General features: G+C 67.7%; 2 protein-coding genes and 1 pseudogene. 2 read left to right on the top strand and 1 reads right to left on the bottom strand.

Annotated elements, in window-relative coordinates:
• On the bottom strand, positions 1-519 hold a 519-nt coding region (locus tag AC27KI_RS24575), incomplete at its 3' end, for an FAD-binding protein (RefSeq protein WP_487116377.1).
• A 67-nt stretch (positions 520-586) separates the two neighbouring features.
• Between AC27KI_RS24575 and AC27KI_RS24570 the strand changes: the two genes are divergently transcribed.
• Both AC27KI_RS24570 and AC27KI_RS24565 read left to right on the top strand, forming a co-directional pair.
• Entirely contained in the window at positions 587-1,072 is a 486-nt protein-coding gene (locus tag AC27KI_RS24570) for a YajQ family cyclic di-GMP-binding protein (protein WP_272568536.1), read from the top strand.
• A gap of 56 nt (positions 1,073-1,128) precedes the next feature.
• Positions 1,129-1,513, top strand: a pseudogene (locus AC27KI_RS24565) (TIGR02281 family clan AA aspartic protease); the annotation flags it as partial.

The following is a 1,513-nucleotide window of genomic DNA, read 5'->3' as shown; positions in this document are numbered from 1 at the left end:
GGGGGCCTGGTGCTTGAAGACGGAATCGCGGTAGCCGAACGCGCATTGGGCGGCATCGAGCGTGAACGGCTGGCCCGTCGCCAGGTCGATGGCGTCCAGGGAATCGAAGCGGTCCTGCAGCTCGACGCCGTAGGCGCCGATGTTCTGCACGGGCGCCGCGCCCACGGTGCCGGGGATGAGCGCCAGGTTTTCCAGCCCGGGAAAGCCGTGCGCCAGGGTCCAGGCGACGGCGTCGTGCCAGGACTCGCCGGCACCGGCCTCCACGATGAAGGCCTGGGGGGTTTCCTGCACCAGCCGCAGGCCCTTGACCTCCATCTTGAGGACCACGGGCTTGACGTCGCCGGTGAGGACGATGTTGCTGCCGCCGCCCAACACGAAGACGGGCGAGCCCGCCAGCTGCGGGTCGGACACCAGGGCGCGCACGTCATCGACCGAGCGGGCACGCACCAGCGTATGGGCGCGGGCCACGATGCCGAAGGTATTGCAGTGCTGCAGGGGAGCGTTTTTCTCGACTAACATCGACCGGATTGTCGCACCCGGCCCCTTTTCGCGGCCGGGTTCTCCCCCAGTTTCCGAGAGTGATGCCATGCCTTCTTTTGACACCGTTTGTGAAGCCAACCTCGTAGAAGTGAAGAACGCGGTCGAAAACACCGCCAAGGAAATCGGCACGCGCTTCGACTTCAAGGGCACGTCCGCCGCCATCGAGATCAAGGACAAGGAGATCACGCTGTTCGGCGATGCCGACTTCCAGCTCACCCAGGTGGAAGACATCCTGCGCAACAAGCTCACCAAGCGCAACGTGGACGTGCGCTTTCTCGACATGGAAAAGCCGCAGAAGGTCGGCGGCGACAAGGTCAAGCAGGTCGTGAAGGTGCGCAACGGCATCGAGAGCGAGCTGGCCAAGAAGATCCAGAAGCTCCTCAAGGAAAGCAAGCTCAAGGTGCAGGCCGCCATCCAGGAAGAGAAAGTGCGCGTGACCGGCGCCAAGCGCGACGACCTGCAGGCCGCCATGGCGCTGCTGCGCAAGGAAGTGGTGGACATTCCACTGTCGTTCGACAACTTCCGCGACTGACACCGACTTCCCCGCCGCCTGCCGCATCACCGCCCGCCCCCCCAAGCTGCCCCTCCATGCTCCTGCGCGCCCTCCCCCTCGCGGCCGCCCTGGCGCTTGCGCCATGGCAGGCGCACGCCCAGGCGGTGGCGCTGTCCGGCATCCTGGGCGGCAAGGCGCTGCTGGTCGTCAACGGTGGCGCGCCGCGCGGCGTGGGCCCGGGTGAAAGCCACCAGGGCGTGAAGGTGGTCTCGGTCGGCCGCGAGGAGGCGGTGGTCGAACTGGCCGGCGCGCGGCGCACGTTGATCCTGGGCGAGGCCCCGGTCAGCGTGGGCAGCCGCAGCGCCGCCGGCACGGGCCGGCGCGTGGTGCTCACCGCCGACACGCCGCGGCATTTCGTGAACAGCGGCACCATCAACGGCCGGCCGATGCAGTACCTGGTGGACACCGGCGCCAGTACCG

Source organism: Acidovorax sp. KPB24-03 (genome assembly GCF_057546605.1).
The sequence above is the reverse complement of the archived record's forward strand: the minus strand, read 5'-3'. Positions and strand labels throughout refer to the sequence as shown.